The organism is Plebeiibacterium marinum (assembly GCF_026013615.1).
GTDB classification, from domain to species: Bacteria; Bacteroidota; Bacteroidia; order Bacteroidales; family Marinilabiliaceae; genus Saccharicrinis; species Saccharicrinis marinus_A.
In genome coordinates this window covers 91,879-114,924 of record NZ_JAPDPI010000014.1, presented here as the reverse complement: position 1 = coordinate 114,924, position 23,046 = coordinate 91,879, and the positions used below count along the sequence as shown (strand labels likewise).

Annotated in this window: 19 protein-coding genes; all 19 read right to left on the bottom strand. The window is 40.3% G+C overall.

Translation table 11 applies throughout. The annotated features are described in order from the left end of the window. Positions 1-53: 53 nt before the first annotated feature. On the bottom strand, positions 54-4,001 hold the full coding sequence (locus OM074_RS08630) for a strawberry notch C-terminal domain-containing protein (RefSeq protein WP_301199061.1): 3,948 nt from the start codon (positions 3,999-4,001) through the stop codon (positions 54-56). Further along, complete coding sequence (locus tag OM074_RS08625; protein ID WP_301199060.1) at positions 3,979-4,668, bottom strand: DNA cytosine methyltransferase; 690 nt, start codon at positions 4,666-4,668, stop codon at positions 3,979-3,981. The genes OM074_RS08630 and OM074_RS08625 overlap by 23 nt, the downstream gene beginning before the upstream one ends. Before the next feature lie 2 nt (positions 4,669-4,670). Then, positions 4,671-5,420: a hypothetical protein gene (locus tag OM074_RS08620; RefSeq protein WP_301199059.1), complete on the bottom strand. Its 750-nt coding sequence runs from the start codon at positions 5,418-5,420 to the stop codon at positions 4,671-4,673. Position 5,421: 1 nt separating this feature from the next. After that, the gene (locus OM074_RS08615; protein ID WP_301199058.1) at positions 5,422-6,855 is read right to left on the bottom strand and encodes a class I SAM-dependent methyltransferase; all 1,434 of its coding nucleotides are present in this window, start codon (positions 6,853-6,855) and stop codon (positions 5,422-5,424) included. Positions 6,856-6,868: 13 nt separating this feature from the next. Then, the gene (locus OM074_RS08610) at positions 6,869-7,369 is read right to left on the bottom strand and encodes a hypothetical protein (RefSeq protein ID WP_301199057.1); all 501 of its coding nucleotides are present in this window, start codon (positions 7,367-7,369) and stop codon (positions 6,869-6,871) included. Positions 7,370-7,371: 2 nt separating this feature from the next. Next, on the bottom strand, positions 7,372-9,873 hold the full coding sequence (locus OM074_RS08605; RefSeq protein ID WP_301199056.1) for a hypothetical protein: 2,502 nt from the start codon (positions 9,871-9,873) through the stop codon (positions 7,372-7,374). A 20-nt stretch (positions 9,874-9,893) separates the two neighbouring features. Further along, complete coding sequence (locus OM074_RS08600; protein ID WP_301199055.1) at positions 9,894-10,493, bottom strand: hypothetical protein; 600 nt, start codon at positions 10,491-10,493, stop codon at positions 9,894-9,896. Between the two features lie 56 nt (positions 10,494-10,549). Then, entirely contained in the window at positions 10,550-11,026 is a 477-nt protein-coding gene (locus OM074_RS08595; protein WP_301199054.1) for a hypothetical protein, read from the bottom strand. A gap of 13 nt (positions 11,027-11,039) precedes the next feature. Continuing rightward, entirely contained in the window at positions 11,040-11,216 is a 177-nt protein-coding gene (locus OM074_RS08590; protein ID WP_301199053.1) for a hypothetical protein, read from the bottom strand. An 11-nt stretch (positions 11,217-11,227) separates the two neighbouring features. Continuing rightward, positions 11,228-12,349, bottom strand: coding sequence for a hypothetical protein (locus OM074_RS08585; protein ID WP_301199052.1), 1,122 nt, complete (start codon positions 12,347-12,349; stop codon positions 11,228-11,230). Positions 12,350-12,356: 7 nt separating this feature from the next. After that, positions 12,357-12,707, bottom strand: coding sequence for a hypothetical protein (locus tag OM074_RS08580; protein ID WP_301199051.1), 351 nt, complete (start codon positions 12,705-12,707; stop codon positions 12,357-12,359). After that, positions 12,694-13,470 (bottom strand): hypothetical protein, encoded by a 777-nt coding sequence (locus tag OM074_RS08575; RefSeq protein WP_301199050.1) that lies wholly within the window; start codon positions 13,468-13,470, stop codon positions 12,694-12,696. Before OM074_RS08575 ends, OM074_RS08580 begins: the two co-directional genes overlap by 14 nt. 18 nt (positions 13,471-13,488) lie before the next feature. Further along, positions 13,489-13,878, bottom strand: a complete 390-nt coding sequence (locus tag OM074_RS08570) for a hypothetical protein (protein ID WP_212191656.1) — start codon at positions 13,876-13,878, stop codon at positions 13,489-13,491. A gap of 78 nt (positions 13,879-13,956) precedes the next feature. Then, positions 13,957-14,799 (bottom strand): hypothetical protein, encoded by an 843-nt coding sequence (locus OM074_RS08565; RefSeq protein WP_120271258.1) that lies wholly within the window; start codon positions 14,797-14,799, stop codon positions 13,957-13,959. Positions 14,800-14,863: 64 nt separating this feature from the next. Then, positions 14,864-15,526 (bottom strand): hypothetical protein, encoded by a 663-nt coding sequence (locus OM074_RS08560; protein WP_301199049.1) that lies wholly within the window; start codon positions 15,524-15,526, stop codon positions 14,864-14,866. A 34-nt stretch (positions 15,527-15,560) separates the two neighbouring features. Further along, the gene (locus OM074_RS08555; protein ID WP_301199048.1) at positions 15,561-18,041 is read right to left on the bottom strand and encodes a hypothetical protein; all 2,481 of its coding nucleotides are present in this window, start codon (positions 18,039-18,041) and stop codon (positions 15,561-15,563) included. A gap of 150 nt (positions 18,042-18,191) precedes the next feature. Further along, on the bottom strand, positions 18,192-18,689 hold the full coding sequence (locus OM074_RS08550; protein WP_301199047.1) for a tellurite resistance TerB family protein: 498 nt from the start codon (positions 18,687-18,689) through the stop codon (positions 18,192-18,194). A 12-nt stretch (positions 18,690-18,701) separates the two neighbouring features. Continuing rightward, entirely contained in the window at positions 18,702-20,486 is a 1,785-nt protein-coding gene (locus tag OM074_RS08545; protein WP_301199046.1) for an AAA family ATPase, read from the bottom strand. 1 nt (position 20,487) lies between these two features. Continuing rightward, a complete protein-coding gene (locus OM074_RS08540; protein ID WP_301199045.1) occupies positions 20,488-23,043 on the bottom strand; it encodes an Hsp70 family protein in 2,556 nt (851 codons plus the stop codon). Positions 23,044-23,046 lie beyond the last annotated feature (3 nt).

Sequence of the window (23,046 nt, the reverse complement as noted above, 5' to 3'; positions counted from 1 at the left end):
GGTGCGAATATCCTTGTGGATGGCTTTGTACTTTTTATAAAACTCCTTTTCCGTCATAGTATGGTCTTGATTTTAGGATGAGTACCAAGCCCGGCAACTGCCCGAAGCTGTTTCTGCTTAATCAGGATTGCCTTTGCACGAAGCTTCACAAGTTTCAGTTGCTTGCCGTTGTCGATGCTTATTTTCTTGCCCTTGGGTGCGGATTGCTTTTGTTTGGCCAGTCGTTTGGGAAATTCCTTTTTGTCTTGCTCAAACATCTTCATTGCTTCATTGGTAAGGCTATCGGTTGTATTGCTTCGCTTTGTTCCTTTATCCAAAAACTCATCGTAGTAATGGCGAGGAATTTTAACCGATAAACTGAATCGCTCACCAAGCAGATTAAGAAGTTTGGGCATCTTGCTTTCTTCAACGGAAGCCCTCATATTGCCCGATACCATTTCAAAACCATCCCGATTATTAACCAGAAGCTTCACCACTTCTTTATCGGTGTAAATGGGGATATGTGTTTTGGTTTTAGGCATGATGACCTTAAAAGAGCCATCATAATGCCTGGCTATTGTAATCCTGTTTTCGGTCGCAATGGTAGCCCCGTTGCGAAGGCTCATAATGTGCTTTTGCAGTTTGGCAATTGGAGCTACAACATAGTTATCTGCTTTATTATCGTTGTTATCTGGCGACCATGCCTCACTCATTAAAATACCTTTTTGAACACCTCTGCCTTTGGTGGTGAAGCTCACCAACTTGCCCGGAAAGTCCGCAGAGCCTTGTAATATGTTTCCTGTTACGATGTATCGGGTTTGTCGGTCTGCTGTGAAGTCCTTAATGGCTTCATCCCAACGCTCAATCAAACTTTCTTTTTGACCTGTTGTGAGCTGCATACTACGGCTCATGACACGCTCAATTTCTTTAGCGGTATCGCCCGATGCAGGGAGAACGATGTATTTACGACTGTCCGATATGGCAAAGCGAAGCTTCACCGATGATGGAGCATAAGGATTCTTGCGTTTAGGATTAATGTCGAAACCAAGAAATACGCAGTATGAATTATCGCTGCTATCAGTTTCAAAACTTACTGCCGGATAGAAATAACCATGACCGACTTTGAAGAACTTAAAAAAGTTGTTCAGGTAGCGTTTGCGGTTCTCGCTTTGTGTTTTGGTCTTGGTAATCTCTGCTTGTTTCCCTTCTTCAATTTCTTCGGTTCGTTCAGCGATGTAATCCTGTTGGGCAGCTTTATCGAAAACGGGGATTTTCTGATACCCCTTTTCGGAGATAATCCCCGCTTGCAGTTCTAAGTATTTGGTTTCTAAATCTTTTAAATCTGAATTTAATTTAGTTAATACCCACTTTTCATGGGATGATACTATTTCTTCAGAAACGCTATCGGGATGTTTACCGTTTAGTTGTTTTTGAATCAACTTTTCAAGTTCAGCCTTGCCATAGGGCTTTTTAAGTACGTTGCATTCGCATTTTTCCAAAAAAGTATCGTTACCAAAAACAGAACGTCCACCTTTCCCGGCAATCACCACACGCTTTTCAAGGGATTCCGCTTTTAGGTTCAGGACTTCAACCTCTAAGTCGTACTCATCGGCTTGCTTGAGGTATTCGATGTAATCGTTATATCGCTCAATGACTTCCTGATAGAATTTCTCTTGTTCCTTTACAGATAGAACAGCCACACGCCCTGTTACTTTTGAAGCATCACCTTCGGATGGTGTCTCATCACTCTCTTTGCCCTCAAATTTGAGCGGGTTATCCAGGGCTTTGTTTAGCTCTTCATTCTCCAACATGTATTGGCGAACCACTTTGTCACCGTACTTATTCAGAAAGTCATCGGATTCCAATTGTGATTTACTGCTTTTTTGGTTGGAGGTGGTATTGGCATCCAATGATTTCAGCTTCTTTTTAAGCATCATCATAAACCGCTTTTGTGCAGGGATGGATGAGATAATGTAATCGTAAATCGGTTTCATTATCTGCCCTGTACGGTTAATACGTCCACGCTTTTGTATTTCGGTATTGATGTTCAACTCAGGTTGGAGTATCACCATTACACGCTGCTTCACCTTTTCTGCTGGCACCTTATCGGTTACAATGGCATGTGCCGAAGCTCCTGTTGAACCACTTTGGTTAATCAGCAAGCAATCAATTTCATTATCATTAAACTGACGAAACAAGTCAGCTGTATTTTCCTTTTTTCGGCTCATCACCAAAGCCGTTGTATTCTTTGCTTTGGTAGAGTTGTATTGTACACAAAGCTTTCGACCTGTAACCTCACCAACTGAATAGCCGGCTTCTTTTATCTTTTGGATTATCAAATCAAGCGGGCTGATAGTAATGCCTGTTGAAGCCTGTTCAATTCGTCTGATAATATCGTAGTAAGCCAATTGAGCATCTTCCGATAAATCGGCAATATTAAACTGTTTGCCCTGTGATTCTCCGTCAATATCCTTTTCTGTGTAACGAAGAACTGAATCCAATCCCTTTTCTAAAACGGTTGAGAAATCACCGTTTATCACATCATCGGGTTTTGCCATTCCTTCTAAAAAGCTTCCCATTGTGGAGGCAAAAGCAATGATAGGTTTCTTACCTTCTTTTAACCTGTTAATAGCATGGTCGGCAACATCGGCAGCGTTCAGGCTAAAGAGCAATTGATTGATTACGTTGAAGACTTTGGAGAAGTAAGGAATATTATCAACCCCGGCTTTCTCAGTTCCTTTGCGTGTTTCAACCTCTTTACTTTCGGCTGCTGCAATCTTATCAAGCTCATCAACTTGTTTATTGATGTACTTCTCCTGGAATCCGATAATATCACGGATGATTGAGGTAATCTTGTCGGCAGTTTCGGCTTGCTCTTTGGCTTTTTCTTTAAGCTCGATGTAGTTGACTTCCACACCTTCAAAAGAACGTTCACGCCTAATCATCTGACCTTCTGAAACCAATTGGGCTGCTAATACTTCCTGTAATGCAACACCGCCTTTGGTGATGGCTTCAACCAAATCCTCTTTGCTCATATTGGCATCGCTCATCGAAGTTTTCTGAGCATAAATCGGCATGTTATCAGGTCGCTTTGCAAAGGTGGCTGAAAGGAAACAAACGCCTTTGGTTTGCCTTAATACATCTTGCATAAACTCACCTGTATTTGAGCTTCCCGAAGCGTTATGAGCTTCGTCCATTATGATGATATTCCCGCTACTTGCAGCATTTAAAAACTCTTGTTTGGCTGGCTTTTTCGGCTGATTGAACTGCGAATAAGTGGCACAAACAAAGTTGTAATTGTTGGGTACTTTCTTACCCTTGATAATTCGCTCTTGTGTAGGTTTTTCGGGAGCTGTATAAATGACTTCTCCGCTTTTGTCCTTAACATTGGTTTTGCTTTCTTTGGTATTCACGATAAACGGAACCAGGGCAGAACTTCCAATATCGGATAAATCCCGATACAGGTCGGTAAACAGGTTGGGCTTTTCCGAAAGGAACACAGGTTGCAATCCACTTTTAACACCATAGCGGATTAAAGCTGCTGCGGTTCTTCCTTTGCCGATTCCTGTTTGGTCGCCAACAATTATTCCTTGGCCACGCTTCTCGATATTGTAAATTGCCAAAGAAACGGCATCAATCTGTTCACATGAAAGCGACTTTACAAGCTCGTCATTACTGTAATCGAGTTTCTCACAGGCATAGTCAAACAAAGGCATCCCGATACTTTTCTTAACCTTTCGGATAGCGATGTGCATTTCATGTCCCATAGAATCGGGAACGGTTGTATCCAGGATAAAACCTTTTTCGGCTGTTGGGATATATGCCATGCCCAGCCCTTTATGACCGAACATTCCTTGTAAATACTCATGCTCGTTCTGAGCCAGCTTTTTGGTGCGAACAAAGCTTTTGTTGTTGGTGGTTTTAAAACCCAACTCAATAAGCCTTGCCGATATATGTTTTGGTGGAACGCTACCAAATTTTATGGTAATGCTGCTTTTGCTAAATGCTATTGTTTGTTTCATACTGCTTCTGTTTTAATTCAATTGCCCTTGCCTTTATTTGATTCTGCTGAATGAAAGCCTTCCTTTTTGCTTTGCCTTGACTAACCTGATTGAGTACATGCAGTCCAAGTTTCGGGTGAACACAATTGCGCAAAACTTGCCCTCCATCGTGATTCCCTTTGTAGTAAATATTACCCTTGTAATTGAAGCCTAACTGCTTTTTAAGTTCCTGCGGAGTAGCAGAGAAAATGCCTTTGATTCCGGGAATATCAATTGCCTCGATATGGTAATTGCTCCAAAACAAATGCCTTCCAATTTTAGCGGTTGGTTCTATGAGTGGCTCGTAATAAGGGGCTACATTTTCAACTACCCAATTGCCCTTGAAGAAGTATTTGAGTAAAAGGATTTCTTCATATAGTTTTAAGTCAGGATATTTGTTAATGGTGTGCCGTGTGGCTCTCATCATCTTGCTGTGGCTCTGACACGGTGGACTGCTCCAAATAAAATCATAGTCACGAAAATTGCGGACCAGGTAATCATGTGCATCACCAATCACAATCTTATCATTTGGAAAATGCTTTTTGTAAACGGCTGCAATCTGCTCGTTATTCTCAACGGCAGTCACGCTAACACCTTTCCACAATTTGCGGTTTCCTCCCAAGCCACTATATAAGTTCAGTATCTTCATGGCTAGGCAGTTTTTCTATTATTTACTTGCTGTTTTGCCGTCCATTGGTCAGCCATAGCATCGGCAATCCCCTGAAAGGTTTTACTGCGAACCCTGCGTCTTTCTTCATCGCTTAAATCCCTTGCTTTGTAGTACCAAAGCGGTTGCCGTCTCCAACGTTTTTTCTTCTTGTCGTACCAATGCTTGTATTCCAATTGGTCTTCATCAAGCATATCGGTTGGTTCTAACAGCGGTAAGTTCTTTAACCACAAGCAAGTTGATTTCTTTGCGTTGTCACCAAAGAAGTATGGCTGAATGATTTGGTCAGGCTTGCGGATGGCGGTACTGATAACACCAATAGGGTTTTCAATGGCAATTTTATCAATCGGAGCTTTCATCAGTTTGCGGATAATAGCCAATGCCTTCCTGCGTTCCTTTTGACGTTCCGGGTCGTGCATCCAGGCATTGCCTGAAACTGTCAAGTAGGTGCATGGTGGAAAAGCAATCATCATATCCCAACCTTTATCTAATTGGTTCAACACATCATCCTGGATGTGCCATTCGGGATGTTTACCTGTGGTTGGAAGAATATCACAGCTATAAGCTTCATGCCCCTGACTGCGAAGTGCCATTGTAACTGTCTGGCTTTCTTCACAAGCTACCAAAATGCGTAGCTGTTCACTCGTAGGAATACCTCCCAAGAATAACTGCTTTTGCCTAATGACTATGGCTTTTGCTTTAAGTTTTAATATGGAGCTTACACTACGTTTCATATTAGGCAGGGGAATTAAATAGTAGTGGAAAGCCTTCTTTCAAGAATGGTATAATGCTATCTATTTCAGGTTTAGAAAGAATTCTATAACCAAAATCAGGGATGAAAAGTCTTAACTGATTCCAGGTAATAACAAATTGAGCTTTTCTATAATTCCACCTGTCTTTCTGGTCGTATCTTGCTGAGAAATGAGAAACAACATCACCGTATTTATTGGGATTCTCAAACACATCTTCTATTTGATAAGCTCCTTTAATATTCTTTAAATAGTCCACAATTTCATTATGGATTATTTCAAAACTCTTTTGGGTATTAATTGACGAAAGTTGTTTCTGCTTTATCAGGATGGCTTTAGCACGAAGTTTAATGACCTTCGCATCTTTGGTTTGTTGCTTTGGTTTTTTGCCATTGCCTAAACCAACCCTATCCCAAAGTTCTTCATGTGTATTGACAACGGTGCTGTGCAATTTATTTTTAAGCGGAGATGCTCCATCGGGAATTGCTTTTGCTCCATCAATCAGAATCAACCTTGTATTGATTGAAGTTCCTTGTCTGGAGTAAAGCTTTTTACCGTTAATCGGGATAATATCTTCAACGTTGTAAAAGTGGTAGAGGTAATTCAGGAAAATACGGTTAGTTCCTGCGGTTACACGACCATGTTCATCCCAAGTGGTATGACCGCCAATGATAATGGCAGCTTTTCCATTATCCTTCATGCAACGCAAAGCATTTAATGCCATTGCATGTTCCAACCGCTTGATTTTGAATTTTCCGAAAAGTTCAGGTTGAGATAGTGAACCGAAAGGTGGATTCGTAACTATGCCGTCAAAGGTTCTGTCATAAGCTACCGGAGGTTTTAAAGCATCCCAAGAGCTGACCTTTGCAAAAGGTTGTTCTTTCAGGTTGGCAAGCCTTACATCATCCAGCTCGTTAACATGGGTATAGTGATAAGGCAAAGCAATGGTTAAAAGTCCGTTCCCTGCCGATGGCTCTAAATACCTTGGAAAATCGTTTTTATCATTGGTAAGATGAGCATTGCCGACAATTTTACCTTTAGTGCTTCCCTTTACGATATTCTTAAAAGCCTTGTAGCCTGATAAGCTGCCTGATTTTAAGATATAACTCGATGCCAGGAACGAAATGGGTGCCGGAGTGGAATATTGCTGCATCAACACACTCATGCTTGTGCGCATGGATAGGTTAACCTGTGATTGATACAGGGCTACAATATCAAGGTACTTTTCGTAAGTGGTCAGCGAACTGTCGTGTGCTATCTCTCTTGCATTAAGGATTATTGCCAGTTCGGTAAATTCTTTCACCAAGTTTTTATTGGCAATACCGAAGCTTTTGGCAATGCTTTCAATAGTGGTTTTAGAGTGCTTACGTCCGCCTTTTAAATCCTCACGAATCCTTGATATGTAGCCCTTTTTATCCATGAACAAACCAGAACTACATGATTGTGTGCGCCAAATAGAAAAGACCTACGAATATCTCTGCTGCCATTGTCAGCTCTAAACACCAAATTCGCTTATCAGCAAAGCCTGTTGCAATTAAAGCCGAAATAGCGATGATGATGGTGTATTCGATATTACCAAAGCTGAAATAATAGCTTAATCCAAGGAGTGCAAAACCACCAATTGCCGATACATAGTGAGCAATCCGGATAAACAGGTTTCGCTTAAAGTCGGAAAATACACCGACTAAAAAGATTCCGATACCACCTCCGATAACCCACCAATCGGCAGATTCTTTAATAAAAAGACCTGTTATGATGATGGCCAGTCCACAAACCCACATCACTATCTCAAATACAAGCTTGTAGGGTTTGCGTAAGAAGTAATTGCTATCGGAAATTGATTTGCGGATGCCATGAACCGCTATGATTGAGGTAAGGTAAACTACCAATGCTATAAATGCCGAGAAAAGGCTTGCTATTACTAATGCTTTCATAATTATTGTAGTGTAATGGTTTTGTCTGTTTCGTCTTTGAAAGTGAGCTTCAGATTGTTTCCTGCAACATCTACCGAAAGGCTATCCACATCAGCATCCACGAAGTTTTTCATGAAGTTGATTTGGAAGTTCAGTATCTCAGCCAGCTTTGCTTCCCAATCTTCACCTGAGAAAATGCCGGAATCAGCATACACCTGTATGAACTTTTTCAGGAAGTCAGGAATATTCTGCAAGTTGACATCCCAGTCAGCCCCAACGGTGGCATTTTCTTCTACACCGCCAAGTTTAGTTTCATCGGCTTCGGGGTATGAACGTTTAGCATTATTGGCTTCAATGGCTGCTGCTTGTTCTGCCGAAATGGTTGTTGGTTTGTTCTGAATATTGGTATTCCAATCAGCTCCAACGGTAGCCCCTTCTTCGATTCCTCCAAGTTTGGTTTCATCCGCTTCGGGATAAGTGCGTTTTGCTGTATTCGCTTCGATAGCGATAGCTTGTTCCTCTGTTATTGTGGTAGGCTTATTGGCGATATTCGTATTCCAATCCGCCCCAGCTGTGGCGCTTTCTTCAATACCCGAAAGTTTGTCCTGGTCAGCTTGTGGGTAGCTGCGTTTTTGGGCATTGGTTTCAATGGCTGCTGCCTGTTCTGCCGATATGGTAACAGGTTTATTCTGAATGTTGGTTTCCCAGTCTGCTCCAACAGTCGCACCTTCTTCAATTCCTCCAAGCTTTGTTTCATCCGCTTCGGGGTATGAACGTTTTGCCGTGTTTGCTTCAATTGCGGTTGACTGTTCCTCTGAAATAGTAGTAGGCTTATTCTGAATATTGGTATTCCAATCAGCCCCGGAAGTTGCGTTTTCTTCAATGCCTGAAAGCTTATCTTCATCGGCTTGTGGGTAGCTTCGCTTTTCGGTATTTGCCTCAATAGCTGCTGCCTGTTCTGCCGATATGGTAACAGGTTTATTCTGAATGTTAGTTTCCCAATCACCTCCAACAGTAGCACCTTCTTCAATCCCTGCCAATTTGGTTTCATCAGCTTCGGGGTAAGAACGTTTGGCTGTATTCGCTTCAATTGCGGTCGCTTGTTCCTCTGAAATTGTAGTCGGTTTGTTGGCGATATTTGTTTCCCAATCAGCTCCGGCTGTCGCATTTTCCTCTATGCCTGAAAGTTTATCTTCATCAGCTTGGGGATAACTGCGTTTAGCATTATTGGCTTCAATATCGGCTGCTTGTTGTGGGGAGATGGTTACAGGTTTGTTCTGCACATTCATGTCCCAATCAGCTCCAACGGTGGCGTTTTCTTCAATTCCTGCTAACTTGTTTTCATCGGCTTCTGAATAGGAACGCTTTTGCGTATTTGCCTCGATAGCTGCTGCCTGTTCTACTGATATGGTAGTTGGCTTATTTTGAATATTTGTATTCCAATCTGCCCCGGCAGTAGCACCTTCTTCAATCCCTGCAAGCTTTTCAGCATCAGCTTGTGGATAGCTGCTCTTTTTGTTGTTGTTCTCAATTGCCGTTGCCTGTTCTGCACTAATGGTTGTTGGTTTGTTTTGCAGTTCTTCAAAATTGGAAGTCAGGTTCATATCGTTTTCCAATTGCGAAAGCTTTGTTGGAATCGCAATATTGATATTTCCATCAGGGTCGGTTACAAAACCACCGTGTACCTCGATACCACCATTGGGCATGTACACAGGGCTTTTTTCTGAAATGAGTAAGTCTTCAACATTCCCGGCGATAATCAGACCACCGCTTATTTGCTGAACAATGGTTTTTGGTCTGTATTCCGGAGCGGATTTTGAACGTGCAATATTGATGAATGAACCGACCGAAGCCCTGTCAAGTATCGTGTCCTGAATATCCCTGTTCATCTTGAAGTAGGTATCAGAAAAAACAATTTTGTTGTAGCCTCTGTCAAATACACACGACTGATTGACCTTTGCCTCGAAACAACAATCATCAATGTTGGTGGTACTGTTCAGAAAGGCAATTGCACCACTTCCGGCATCAGTATATTCAAACCGTATATCTGCAAAATTGATAGCACTATTGTAAATCTCAATAGCCTTATCACTTTGGAAAATTACAGGCTTAACGTATGTTCCAACAACACCATCCACCTTATTGCTCAATGAGCAGATGTTGATTTGGTAAGAGAAATCACGAAGGACCAGGAACGTTCCCAAATCGTTGATGTAAGTACCATCCTCGAACATGATGCTGATACTTGCACTTTTATTGGTATGGTATTTCAATGCTTTAGGCAGGGAATCAAACAGCCTTTGAAGCTTTGAGAAAGGAGTTCCCGAAGGAATAATAATCGCTTTGCGTTCAACATCGTATTCAAAACCCGTTATCTGCTGGTCTTTACTCATGTCAAACACGCCCTGAAACACCTTGTATTGTTCGTGTTCCATACCCAAATAAGCGTACTGGCCATCCGAAGCCCATTCGCCTTTTTTCAATAACGGTGGGGTTGTTCCCCTAAACATTTTTATCGTTCCCATATCTAAAGTCTTTTTAATTGCTAAATCATTGCGTAGGCTTGCTCAAACAATTGGTTGGAGACGTAATTACCGCCTGTCTCAACCTTTGTCATTGAAAGCACCAATAAGCGGAGTGTATTTTTGGTAGGCAGGAGCTTTGCACTCTTGCTGACCTTTAAATCCTTGCAAACCGTTTGAATGTAATGGTCTGTATTGTTTTCAAATCGGGGTGCATATTCTTCGACCAATAGCGGTACTGTGTTTTTGCCCTTCTCAATGTCATGCTTGAGGTCTTTAATCATAGCACGAACACCATAAACCGGAGCAATGAACATTTCAAAACGCCTGTCTTTGTTTTGCTCTTTGGGTAGTTTGCCGTTCCACTTGATGTTGGTGAAAATCAGGTTTCCCGGATTGTTGTTTCGGATGCCCCTAGGTGCATTGGATAGATAGGTATTTCCACCGTTCCAATTCTGAAAGTTTGAGGGCAGTTCGTTATTGTTGGTCGTCAAAACGTTTGAACCACGAGGAGGCAATAGCCCACGCTTGCGTTTGTTTCGTCTGCGAATCATTACAATTGTGGTAACTATTGCCCCTGTGGTTAACACCCCTCCCGAAATAAATAATATCTTCTTGTTCATTTTCTCATTTGTTTTTTAATAGCTCATGCTTGAATAATCATCTCAGGCATTGCCTGTTAGAGAGGGATTCCCCAACTGTCGAACTTGGGTTTGATTTTGGAAATTTCACTTTCGCTGAGTTCCTGTCTGAACCAGCCAATCAGGTTAAAATCCTGACCTAAAAATGCTGCCCTGGTTCCCCACAAATACTGTTTCATGCCAAAGGCTTTAATCACCAAAAGCATGTCATCCTTGCTTTGTATCTTATCAATGGTGGAGTAAATGACCTTTTCATCTGTACCAAAGTCGAGCATTGCACCGTACAGCGTATTGGCATATAAAGCAGCATCAGAAGCAGAAATAGTCAGGTTTTGCCTGTCGATAACCGTATCTTTTATAGATGGAGCAATCCTTGATGAAGTGCCATCAGGATTCTTCTTAAACAATAGCTTTTTAACAGCGTAAATACCGATACCAACCCCCAAAATGGGCAATCCGTATTTAATGCCATTGGCTATTAATGTTGCTTTATTTACTGGTGGTAACTGTTGCACGGTGCTGAGTTTTTTAGATGTATCGTAATGCGGTTTTTACAATATTCGGGTTCTTGGCAACCTTGGTCAGGAGCTTAATCATGTCCTGTTGCTCAACCTTGTTGACTGCATTTTGCAAAAGATTTCCTACTTGCTGAACTACTTCGGTACTGTCAGCTTCAATGGTGATTCCTACTTTAAACTTTCTCATAATCGTATTTTTTAATCGTTATCTAAATCCTCGTTATCAAACTCTGCGCTCCCCGGTTCCTGTTCTGATATGCCATTCACAGCTTGGTTCAGGAACAGAAGGGTTTTATTAATCAGCTCTGCTTTGTCAAGGCACAAGCCAACGATGTTTGCAATCTTGGCTACATCTTGTAGTTCCCATGTCAAAAGGGCATCGGATAGCTTTTTAATAATCTCCGCTTTCTTGCGGTCTTCGGGTGTATTAGCCGTTCCTATGTCGGTAATCTCAACATTGGTTTCAGGGAGCTGCGTTGATTCTTCCTCGGTATCATCGAGCATTCCCAATGCTCCTTTGAGTTCTTCGGCTGATAAGCCTAATAATTCTGCTGTTTTTGGACTGTTGGTAAGCAAGCGTGAACCGATACCGACCAAAGCACCTGTGGCAACACGTTTCATCACTTCATTGGGAGCATACCCGGCAAGACGGCTTTCAAGGTCTGTCTTATCGGTTTTCAGTTCCCTGTTTTCGCTTTGGTAGCGGTCTTTCTCAGCTCGTAGTTCAGCATTCTCGTTGCGCAAACGCTCATACTTTTCTTCCAAAGTATTGTAGCGTGTCTCGAACTTGAAATCATCCAACTGCTTTTGGTAGCTGATTCGCTCAACCTCTTTGTTATTGCCAGATAAGGCATTGAATACTCCGAACAGACCGTCAAGTTTAGATTTTACAGCAGGGTTATCTCCTGAAAATAATCCTAACAAGGAATCCAGTTCACCCAATCCATTGGTGTTGTTTTGGATTTGGCTCTGTTTCATTTCCTCCTGGATAATAGTTTGTATCTCGGCTCTCTCAATGGGTTCTTTGGGAGGATTCAAAAGCTTGCTGATGTTCACCTTGTAACTATTCAGGCTTCTTGCATTGGGGCTTTTGCCTCCAAACACATCAACCCTGAGTGAACCATGAGACTGCTTTGCCTTTTCAATGGCACTCTCAATGTCACGGTTAAACTTTTCAGTTCCGGAGGTTCTTGACGTAAGTGCTGTTTCCTGTGCTGCGGTAACCAGGTATATTTCGTAAGCGTAAGGGTATTTTTGTTCGTCCTCGGAACGCTTTATAAACTCGTATATGCTTTGTATTTGCTCTCTGTAATCCAACATAGTCGTATTAATTTCGGTGGGGAATAATCTTTACAAACTCCAATCGGTAAGGCTTAAAGTTTTCCGCTTGGGTTTTGATGTCTATGTAATCGGTGAATACCTGGTAGCGGTATTCATCCATAAAGTCGTATTCTTCGGGTGTAGCGGTAAACACGTTATCGCTGCTTATAAGTTCCATTTCATCAATGGAGCTTGGCAGACCTTTGGTGTTCAGAATCCACATGTCGTTTTTCAGGTCCAGCGAAATATCCGAACCTGTTACCATTATCACCGTTGGTTTTAATTGGTAGCTGTCGATGGTTCGCATCCCTGAAACACGGTCTTTTGCGATGGTATGTAATAATTCACTCGTGTTCATATTCAATGTAGATTCTAATGGTTAGCGTATTGTCCCCACTGTTTTTGTTGCTCTTAAAAACTGTATGGATATTGCTGTTTACCTCCAAAGGCTCATGGAATGGGATAACCTCTTTGCTCAGATGCTTTACCTTTCGGTTTGCAGTAAGCATGTAATCACGCAATAGAAAACTGTTGCCATTAACCAATAGGCTGATATTGCCACATTCATAAGGTTCTGGCTGTTTGTAAACCTTAACAGGGCGAAGAAAAACATCGGATTTATGCAGATAGGCAAAGGTTAATGTTTCCTGTGCTATCAAGTCAGCAAACTCAAAGCTTGAAATGGTTTGACCTTTTTCAAACAAACCCACTTCGTTGTATAGATAATCGGCAAACTGCGTATTGAAAAGCTCTGCAATACTGCTATTCAGGTTGCTTTGCTGCTCTGCATCGAGACAAGTAAATTTGATATTGTTGCTCAGAATATCAACGATTGCCGGAAGAATATCAGTCTCAAAAAAGTCTTTGCTTTCTGCTTCGCTTGCCCTTGTGCGTAAGTATGAATAGAACAGGTTGGTAATGCCATCGGTCAGTAACAAATCGGATATTAAAGCCTGTGGAAATGCTAAATCCTGTGCTACATCTTCCAATCCCGATTCCTTTTTAACCAGGGCGTTTATTGCAATGCCTGTAATCAGTTTACAGGAAGCAGGGAGCAAGTCCTGTTCGTTGATGTGTTTATTGCCAACTGAGGTTTTTGTAATTACAAAATATCGTTTCATTGTCGGGAGATTTTAGCGTTATTTCTTTTTCTCTACCTCGGCAAGCAGATACACACGAACATTGTAGCTTTCATTAACAGCCAGGTTCTCGCTGTCGTCTTTGTAAATGACACGCACAGGGCTGTTCTTGGCTTTTTCATCCACAGGAAAAGCTACGTCCTTAATGCTCATATCATCGTTGTGATGAAGCAATGCTACTTCGGTATCATCGGGGATTATCTCTGTATCATCAATCCAAACCCTAAGTGTGGCACCGGGTAATGCCTGTTGGTTGGATAGGCGTAAGAATATGCCTTTGATACGGTCATGTTCCGTTTTGGTATTACCGTTAAACTCGTAAGTCTGACCTTTTTTAACCTCGAATTTCACGACCTGTAATTTGCGTATGTTATTGTCTTGTACTTCCATTTTTCAAATGATTAAGAAGAAAAAAGGGGCGGTTAACAACCGCTGACCGCCCCCGAACGATTATGACATATCAAGCTCTTATGCTTTCTCTGTGATAGTTCCCAATAGCGTAACCTTAACGGCAGGGTGGTAAATCTTATCACCTGATACCGATTTCGGCATGTTCAGCTTTGGTGTAATATCCATTGATGGCTTTAACCATTTTGGATTGGCAAGCTTGTATTGGAATTTGCGTTTTGTGGTATCGGTATCATCGAATACCGCACATGAGATTTCAGGTACAATAACCTTCGTGCCTAACGTCATCTCGAAAGTACCGTTCAAGATTGCCGGAGGTAAAGCAAACTGACCAAAAGCAAAATCTGCCGGGTCGTTGTCTTCTTCAGATGCTCCGTGAGCGTACTCAAGAACAATATCAGTTAACAGGAAATATTTTCCTGAATCCAACTGCGCACGGTTCAGGTTGGTACGACCAGCCTTTTTATCGTCCGATGCCTCCATCAAATCAATGTCGGACTTATCCTTAATCGACTTAACGGTGTAGATTGCCGTGTCAACGGTTTGCATACGTGCATCTTTCAATGCTTTTTGCACTTCTGGTGGCAATTGCTGTCTGCGAAGTTCAAACTGACCTTTTGAAGTCAGGTCTTTGGTAAGTCCTGTTTTTACAGCCGTACTTCTTGCTCCGGCGTTGTATGACCTACGTACAGCACGTTTACGACTGGTTCTTCTGCGACTTCTGCGCCCTCTGCGTCTTGTTCTACGGCGTGAACGACCTAAATCGCCAATGCCTTCGACCGCATCGTCCTGGTCTTCTTCTTTCTCTAAAGCATCTTCCTCTTTTTCAAGAATCGCTTCTTCTAAACCCTCTATTTCTTCCATCGAAGGGTACAAATCATTTTGCTCATTAATTTCTGCCATGATAATTTGTTTTGCGGCTTATTAGCCTTTGTTATTAAATTGATTAAATGTTATTTAGTGAGAATCAGGATGCCATCATATCGCCCGAAAAGATGTCATAGTCCATGCTGTCGGGGTCGAGATTTTGGATTTTGCCAACTGGCTCATCGTCATCATCTGAACTGCCAATAGGCTCATCGCTCATTGCGTAATCATTGGCTGCGCTGCCGATGGGGTCGTCACTCATCGAATAGTCCGATGCTGCACCTGATACCGAAGCCTGAATTTCACGCTCGATGTCAATGTCGGCTGCCGGGAGTGCTTGCGTGATTGGATTTAAGGCACGTAGTCCGTCCATTTCGTCCACATCGCTGTAATCTTCATCACCGATAATGCCCTCTAATCCTTGAAGGATAGTTTTACCTGTGGCTTTTTTGATAATGGATTCAACACCTGCACCTGCTGCACCAACCAAGCCCAGCTTTACATACTCGTTTTTGGTAAACTGTGTACCAACCAAACCGCCCATAGTAACGGCTGCCGGAACGATGTAGGTTTTCATTTCGTTGCCCAACAAACCGCTAACGGTCTGGCTCTTTTCCAACTTCTTTAAAGCGTACTTGCCAACTGCAAACCCTGCTACGGCAGCAATGGGCTTGCCTATGTTGTTGGTAGCTTTCATAAAGTCAATCTTTGTACCTCTTGAAGTTCTCCTTGGGGTACTTGACGTTGATTTTTTAACTGCCATGTTTTCTAAATTTTAATTATTGATTCACAATTATTTATTGAAGCTTGATGCTTCCTAAATCTTCTTTATTGGTAGTTTTCTTAGGGGATGACTTCCGTTTAGCCGGAGTGCTGCCTTTTTTGCGGAACATGAGATAAGCTCCTGTACCAACAAGTGCTGCAACACCTAAACCAATACCGACTTTTGCTCCCTTGCTCAGTTTCTTTTTGCCTATTGCAGTAGAATTTGTTGAAGTCGATTGAGGAGTGTAATTCCCGGATTTCATTATGGGTTGGGGAGTATAACTGCCAGACTGTGGCATGATACTATTTGATGGAGGCATCACGCTGTTTGTTGGTGGAGCATAAGCCTCAGTTGTAGGAGCTGCCTGATTGGTAAATTGAGATACCGCTTCCGTTGCAGGAGCAGCTTTTTTGAATTTACTCTTAACCTTTGTAAAGATGTTTTTGATAGGCTTTAACCAGCTTCCGATTTTTGCCAACACACCACTTGCTGCTGCTACCGATGCACCTGTGGCAACTGCACCCATATTGCCCAATTCTGCCAATTCGCCAATGGCTTCCAAGCCTTTCAAATCAGCAAGTAAACCGTCAATTCCTTTAAGTGAGAAGTCGGAACTCTTTTGCTTTGCACCTTTCAGGATTGCTTTTCTAAGGTTGGATTCTTTACCCTGTAAACCTTTAAATAGCTTACGAACCTTGCCATGTGTCTTCTTTAGTTTGGCATGTTTTGCCGGGTCGATGTTGTATTTGCTTGCAAGATTGTCTGGCAAGTAGGCATATTGAAGCTTCTTGGCAATACCAAACATATTTAAGCGTAAGGCTGCCAATAATCCGCCTCTGATTGCAATGGATAGAGGATTAAACCTTACGATTGCCTTAACTACTTTCTTGGCTACTTTGCCAATCTTTTTGCCCACACGTTTTATTGCCTTGAAGAATCGACCTCTACGTCTTTTTCTTCTTCCCAAGCCGTCCATTTCATCGTCCAACTCATCCAATTCAGCCAATCCCTGGATGGCTTCTGAATCGTATTTAATCAGACCATTTTCGGCAAGCTTTTCTTCAATATCAGATAGTTTATCCAATACGGCATCACGTTGTGGAGTATTCCAAAACTTGATAGCCTGGTCCAACATGGAAATGAATTGGTCAGGGTTTTGGACGTGAGCCATTTTATCCTTGTTATCCCTGTTCTTTAAGAGATAATTCCGGGTGCGGACTAAATAGTTATATGTGGCATCTTCTGCATCACCTAAACCATTTATGGCATCGTCAAAGTCAACACCTGAAACAATGGCAATAAGGTCTTCATGGTTGGCTTGTGCCTGAACACCGCCAGCTAAATCAATGCCTGATAAAACCGATATGGGTAATCCTAAAGCACTTGTACCTGTTATACCGTCAATACCTCTAAGTCCTGCCAATTGCAAAGGAGACATATCAAAATCCGAACGCTCAAAACTGTATGGCTTTTGGTAATCGAACTTTGAAAGAACAGGGTCGATAACGATTTCATCTTCGGAATCACCAACGGCAGGAACAATCACATAGATATGCTGAAAGTTCTTTTTACCGTCATACTTGGTAATACGGAGCTTGAACGGAATGCCCAAACACTTTAAAAGCGAACCCACAAAAATGCTGTAATCATCACAGTCAATCCCTGCATCTGATTTGCCTTTCTGTTTGAACTTAATTTGTCCGTCTAACCAAGAACGTGAAGGAGTACGGAGCTGTTCCGTTCCATCATCGTCTTTATGGTACTGTAAATAGTTGTACGAAAAGTTGAAGATGTTTCTGCAAGATTCTTTGAGTGAATCACCTTGAAGCATACTTGCCAGTTCCTCGACTTCCCGAAAATGCGTACCGATAATATCAATACAACTTTCAACGGTTTCAATTACGTTGCCGTTTTTTATAAATGTGTCCTGTCCGTTTGCCTTTTTTATAAGGTGGTTGAAACGTTTACCGTTTTGGGTGTTTCGTGGGCCGGATACAATGCCCAATTCGCCCAATGCTAATCCGTTCATATTTTCGTCCTCTGATAATGATTGCGTGGTAGTAAGAGTTTCGCCATTAACGCTGATGGTCATGGTGAAAGTCATATCAGCTTTAAGTTGCTGAGTATTGGAAAGCACGGAAAGAGTAAGACCTTTACCCATAAGGTTCAGGTATGGCACTTGAAAAACGATTTCAGGCTCTTGTGTTTTGCCTGCACCAATGGTAAGTCCTTTAATATCGGGGGTAGAATAAGCGACTGCCGAACCCTTGTAATTTGCAACTACCTGGTTAACGGCTAATGTGATGGGGGCTTTGGTGGGATTGTAGCAGCGAAGCTTTACGGCAAACTGAACTTCCTGTAAGTTCATCTTGTGGATGCGGAATCCTAAAAGAGCAAAGTTCATTTTTGCCCCGGCAAGAAGCTTTTTGCCTTTTTTAATCAGGTAGAAACCACCGCCAACTGCTGCAACTGCTGCTAATGTGCCTAATATTTTCTTTGTGCTTGCTTCCATAATGGAAACAAACATATAGTAGGCTAATGGTGGGGATGTTAGGGTTTAATGGTAGTTGAAAGAGTTTGTAAGTTTTTGAAGAAATTTGTCAAAAAATGAGCATAAAAAAAGTCGGTGGTGCCGACTTCTCTATTTTATTTTGTTTTACAACTAATCTAGTTTTAAATCAATCTCCTTAATATTACTCATATCAGGTAGATGGAAGGATTCCAAACTTTTTGAGGTAATGTTCCTTGAATATTCATTGGTGTGAAGAATATCAAGCTTTCCAAATCGGTCATTAATAATTTCGTCATGAACCTCTAATTTTCCCCTAAGCAGATTGACAAAGCGAACCTCGTTTTCATCATGTATTTCATCTGCATTGATAATTCGTAATGCAACTTCTAAAATTATCAACTCCTGAATTGCGTTTAATTCTATTTTTGATAAGCTTTCAAAAAGTTCTTCAATTATTTTAGTACCCTTCTTATCTAATGAATTTACTAATTCAGATAACTCATCGGATAAATCAATAGCCTCAAAAAAGGTAGTGTTTTTATCCATTAGTTTTAATTCTTCAATTTCCCTTTTATCAATATGACCATCACAAGCCATAGTACAAAATGCAACTTTAAACAAAAGCTTTTTGAATTCTGTTTTATCCATAATTATTGGGTATTAATTATTATCTGTTCTTTTGAAGCCAACAGGTCTTCTTGCTGGAGGCTCAGATTTATTTGTTTTTTTATCTTCCAATTGTTCTTTAAGTAATTCATACTTCTTTATTTCTGAATAAGATACCGAAGGTTGATTTAACTCAATTGCCTTTTCAATTATTTCTTGAGTGATTCTAGCCTTGATTTTTAAAGCAGCTCTTGATGCTTCATCTACAAGGAACTTAATATCACTAGAAACATAATTCTCGGTTAACTGAGCAATACGTTCATAATTAACCCCTAAATCAACAGGTCTATTCTTTAAGTAAAGTTTAAGCATTGATACTCGTGCCTCGTAATCCGGTGGAGAGAGATAAATCACCCGGTCAATACGACCTGTTCTAAGAATAGCTGGGTCAATTTTTTCGGGTCGATTAGATGCAGCGATAATAAAAATTCCTTTTTCGGAACAATTAGACATTTGTGCTAAAAATTCATTTACTGCGGAAGCGTGCATTTGGTGAACATCTCCTTCGCGATTAGGAACAACGGCATCAATTTCATCTATGAAAATTATTGAAGGAGCTTTTTCAATAGCTTCTTTAAATATTTCACCAATTTTCTCCTCAGTTGCATTGATATATTTGCTTTTTATATCAGAAGGTTTAAGTTGCAAAAAATTAAACCCGACTTCTTCTGCAAATTTTTCTGAGATAAAGGTTTTTCCACAACCAGGAGGCCCGTAAAGCAACATACCGTTAGGAATGGTTATCCCATAACTTTCATACAGTTCCTTTTCGTTTAAAGCCCTGATTACATCATTGTATAGTATATCCTTTAATTCCTGCATCCCTGCAATAGCAGAAAATCCCTCACCACTTTTAGGTTTAGCTTTTTTTACAGGCGATGTTTTCTTCTCAGGTTTGTGTAATGCAGTTTTTCGATTTAATGCGTCAATAAACTCATCTGCATTTTTAAATCTGTTATCTATATTTAAAGCTAAAGCTCTCTTTAGTGTTTCTTTTAGATGCTCATCATCCAATTCTTCAATTTCTTTTAACCCGAAGCTAAGAGGTGTCAATCGTTTTTCATTTATTGCAGAAATAAATTTTTCCTGAGTATGTTGAAATGGAGGAATTTCAATATACCAAGGAGGAATCCCCATCACCATATTATAGAGTAAAGCACCAACAGAGAAAATATCACTTTGGGGAGTGAAAATCCCATTGTATAATTCAGGAGCAATAAAAAATGGATTTAAGCGATTCAAATTAACAGAATTGCTTTTGCTCGAAATATATTTTGCCTGGTTAAAATCGGTAAGTATTGGTTTCTCCCTGTTTTTAGAATAATCAAGCGTAACCGTTGATGTATTAATATTGTTATGAATAATACTTTTGGGGTGGGAATGACAATCCTTCAATGAGTTAAGTAATTCTATAATTATCGGGACAGCTGCATAAGGTGAAAAAACGCCTTCTCTTTTCAACTTTTCGGTAATACTCTCTCCTGAAATAAATTCATTTACGATATAATGATATTTCTGATTATCATTTATTAGTTCTCCATTATTTACTAAATGAACTACCCCTGATGAATTTACTGATGCTAGTATTTCAACCTCAAAAAGGTTTGCATTTGAAAAATCAAAACTAGAAAGCTTTGAACTGTTATAAAGCTTCAATAAATAGGATTTCCCATCGTTTCCCTTAACCCTGTATTTTTGGCAATAAGAATCCCCACCCAAGAAGAATTGAACTTCATAGGTGGAGTTTATTATTTGCTTTTTGTTTAAAAACTGCTTCATATTAACCAATTAACTCACTACCATCACCACCACCAATCATAGGTTTGTCGGTTTCAGGAAGTAAATTAAACAATTCAATAATTACAGGTCTTAGTTTTTCTTTAGTTGGGTTATTTGCTGCCATTTGCAAACCTCTATCTAATGTCATCCTAGCCCTGTTTCTATCCTTCCAATGCAGAGTGTCAAATTCATCATTGAAATTTTTCAGATAAATGATTTCCATCTGAGCACCTAATCCCTGGTCAACTAAAGCAAAATCAAGTGAACGCATATTGTCAATCATTTCTTGCGCAACTTTAACATTCTTTTCTTTAATTATTTCAGGAATTTGTTCTTTGAACTGATGTAAAACAGCCGTAGTTTTTTCGTTCCCAAATCTTTCATTAGTTTCCTCTAAACGATAGAAAACATCTTTTAATTCTTCTTCTGTCTTAGGCCATTCACTTGAAGCTTGTATTTCGTCAAGTTTTTTCAAGGAGCGTCTTAAACTATCAAGTACATCTTTTTTACGGTCGTAATCACCCTTTCCTTGTTCAAAACGTTTTTGTGTTTCAGATATTTCAGAATTTAATTTGGCAAGCGTTTCTTCATCTGAGTAGATTCCTTCTTGTTGAATTAAGCTTAATGTTTGTTTAGCCTTGTTGATTTCTACATCAAGCCACCCTGCATCAATTTCTTCTTGCGTTGTATTACTTGGCACTTCAATATCGTGTGAATAGTCAAGTGTTGGAAAGAATGCAGATAGACTTATCCCTTCAGACTTATCAACTTTTACGGTTAAATCAACATCACTACCTTCAGGTAATAAACTAGGTAAATCATTTCCTGAAATTATAACATCGTAAACATGTTCATTATAAATCGCTCTTGTGTTTTCTGCACCATGTTCTCCCTGATATATAGGTATTTTGATAGAATCTTCTGCGATACCTGGTCTAATTTGTTTTTGAGTTTTTAACCCATTTATTGTTCCGGTTGCTGGTGTAGATTGATTCTTTTCTAATCCTTTAATACTTCTAAAAACCACCTTGCCGGAAGCTCTACTTTTTATTTCAATACCAATGTTATAAGGTAACGTAGCACTTCCTACTTTTGAGCCTTGAATAATGGTAAAACTTGATGGTTCGCTAGGTAATAAATCACCCTGCTCATTATACGTCAATACATCAAAAGCATTGGGTTTACCGGAATTTAGTTTTACTTCAATAACATCCCCGGCTTCATCTATTTCTGTTTTACCGCTCGACCAAGCTTTATCTGCACGAACGACATCAACAAAAACTTTAGATGGGATTTCACCTTCTGTTTTGTCTTTTAATATTTTTACTGTAACAAATTCTTCTTCTTCAACAGTTGTTGCTTCGTAACCAAACTCCAATTGAATCTTTGTCTTGTCTCGTTGCTGTTCTTTTATTTCATCAGAAACATCAATTGTTGAAGCATAAAGAGCTGCACCTTTAGAAACAACAGTCATTGGGTCAACGCTAACATCTGGTTTACAGATTTGTTCTTCAAGCATCTTTCTTAAAACAGGAGAATAAGTTGGCCCCCCAACAAGAATTAAGGAATCTAAATCAGAACCTGACAGGCTGTTTCTTTTTAATAAGTCTTTACAAATATCTATTGATTTTTGGAAAATTGGACCCAGGGTATTTTGCATCATTTCCTGAGTAACCGTAATATCCAATTCAAATTCTTCTCCTTCGTCATCTTCTCCTGGTATATCTCCCAAATCGGATAATATATTGAAGGTATCATTAAATGACATTTGAATTTTGGTTTCCTCAGCGAAAGCTTTTACAGTCTCCTGTAAAACGTGCTTTTTCTTCTCGTCCTCAATTATTGAATCTATTGCAAAATTCTCCTGCAAATGAGGTATTATAATTTCATCAACAATTGCAAAATCAAGGTTTTTACCTCCCAAATAGTTATCACCCTCGGTATCTATTACCTTCATTATACCTTCTTCAACTTTTAAAAGAGCAGCATCAAAAGTACCCCCACCAAAGTCAAAAACTAACCAATAACCATCTTTGCTTTTGCTATCTAATCCATAAGCCATAGAGGCAGCAATAGGTTCTTGCAATAATTCACAATGTTCAAAACCAGCTAATTTAGAAGCCCTGACTGTTGCATCCTTTTGGTTAATTGTAAACTTCGCCGGAACGGTAATAACTATTGATTTAAAAGTTTCATCAGACACAAAAGACCTCAATGTTTTTAGGACTTCTGCTGATAATTCTTCCGAGGAAAATTCTTTCCCCATGTTCGTGCTATTGTACTTTTTATCAGTACCCATAGTACGTTTAAATTCTATGAAGGAATTTGAAGCATCAGAATCAAAGCTTTTCATTGCCTTTAATTTATCACGCTTCATTGCATTATAAGCACTATCACCAACCTGTATCGCCTTCTTTTTATTTACATACACACAAGAAGGCATCGTATCTTTAAGTGTATCGGTCTTTTTTATCACAGGTTCACCATGTTCCATTCTGGAGATGGCTGAATTGGTTGTTCCAAGGTCAATTCCGTAATCTATTTTTGTTCTTGCCATTAT

Bases quoted from the DNA above. Each gene is read 5' to 3' on its own strand.
- OM074_RS08610 (WP_301199057.1), bottom strand. From the start codon at position 7,369: ATGAAAGCATTAGTAATAGCAAGCCTTTTCTCGGCATTTATAGCATTG.
- OM074_RS08600 (WP_301199055.1), bottom strand. From the start codon at position 10,493: ATGAACAAGAAGATATTATTTATTTCGGGAGGGGTGTTAACCACAGGG.
- OM074_RS08580 (WP_301199051.1), bottom strand. From the start codon at position 12,707: ATGAACACGAGTGAATTATTACATACCATCGCAAAAGACCGTGTTTCA.
- OM074_RS08570 (WP_212191656.1), bottom strand. From the start codon at position 13,878: ATGGAAGTACAAGACAATAACATACGCAAATTACAGGTCGTGAAATTC.
- OM074_RS08630 (WP_301199061.1), bottom strand. From the start codon at position 4,001: ATGAAACAAACAATAGCATTTAGCAAAAGCAGCATTACCATAAAATTT.
- OM074_RS08560 (WP_301199049.1), bottom strand. From the start codon at position 15,526: ATGGCAGTTAAAAAATCAACGTCAAGTACCCCAAGGAGAACTTCAAGA.
- OM074_RS08585 (WP_301199052.1), bottom strand. From the start codon at position 12,349: ATGTTGGATTACAGAGAGCAAATACAAAGCATATACGAGTTTATAAAG.
- OM074_RS08590 (WP_301199053.1), bottom strand. From the start codon at position 11,216: ATGAGAAAGTTTAAAGTAGGAATCACCATTGAAGCTGACAGTACCGAA.
- OM074_RS08625 (WP_301199060.1), bottom strand. From the start codon at position 4,668: ATGAAGATACTGAACTTATATAGTGGCTTGGGAGGAAACCGCAAATTG.
- OM074_RS08540 (WP_301199045.1), bottom strand. From the start codon at position 23,043: ATGGCAAGAACAAAAATAGATTACGGAATTGACCTTGGAACAACCAAT.
- OM074_RS08555 (WP_301199048.1), bottom strand. From the start codon at position 18,041: ATGGAAGCAAGCACAAAGAAAATATTAGGCACATTAGCAGCAGTTGCA.
- OM074_RS08565 (WP_120271258.1), bottom strand. From the start codon at position 14,799: ATGGCAGAAATTAATGAGCAAAATGATTTGTACCCTTCGATGGAAGAA.
- OM074_RS08550 (WP_301199047.1), bottom strand. From the start codon at position 18,689: ATGGATAAAACAGAATTCAAAAAGCTTTTGTTTAAAGTTGCATTTTGT.
- OM074_RS08605 (WP_301199056.1), bottom strand. From the start codon at position 9,873: ATGGGAACGATAAAAATGTTTAGGGGAACAACCCCACCGTTATTGAAA.
- OM074_RS08545 (WP_301199046.1), bottom strand. From the start codon at position 20,486: ATGAAGCAGTTTTTAAACAAAAAGCAAATAATAAACTCCACCTATGAA.
- OM074_RS08620 (WP_301199059.1), bottom strand. From the start codon at position 5,420: ATGAAACGTAGTGTAAGCTCCATATTAAAACTTAAAGCAAAAGCCATA.
- OM074_RS08575 (WP_301199050.1), bottom strand. From the start codon at position 13,470: ATGAAACGATATTTTGTAATTACAAAAACCTCAGTTGGCAATAAACAC.
- OM074_RS08615 (WP_301199058.1), bottom strand. From the start codon at position 6,855: ATGGATAAAAAGGGCTACATATCAAGGATTCGTGAGGATTTAAAAGGC.